The sequence below is a fragment of the Oleiphilus sp. HI0132 genome (assembly GCF_001635845.1).
Map to the genome: position 1 here is coordinate 1 of NZ_LWGJ01000844.1, position 406 is coordinate 406.

Below are 406 nucleotides of genomic sequence, written 5' to 3' on the forward strand. Positions count from 1 at the left end.
CCTTGAATGGCAGTCAGAACCGGGATACGCGCCTCTTCTAATACGTTAAAAGCATCTTGAAGTTCTAGCACGGCACGGCGTAGGTTTTCAGCCATGCGTGAAGGGTCGCCGCCCATTGGAATTGAGTTACCGCTGGTGAATACAGCTAGGTCCATGCCCGCGCTGAAGTGCTTGCCAGTAGAAGATATCACTATTACGCGCGCTTCTGCTGAGGCATCGATTTCACGGATAGCAACAGGTAGCTCTTGCCAGAAATCGATATTCATCGCGTTAAGCGCATCAGGGCGATTAAGCTTAAGGTGAGCGATGTGATTTTCGGTGGTGATCTCGAGAGTTTTGAAGCTCATTTTGCATCTTCTCCTACGGTAGCAGTAGATAAATAGTGATTTAAGGTCAAAGTTGACAG

General features: G+C 48.3%; 1 protein-coding gene. It reads right to left on the bottom strand.

Features of this window, described 5'->3' with window-relative positions; all coding sequences use genetic code 11:
- Window positions 1-347, bottom strand: a 347-nt coding sequence (locus tag A3766_RS09595; RefSeq protein ID WP_197479489.1) for an enoyl-CoA hydratase-related protein, incomplete at its 3' end; no start/stop codon positions are given.
- Window positions 348-406 lie beyond the last annotated feature (59 nt).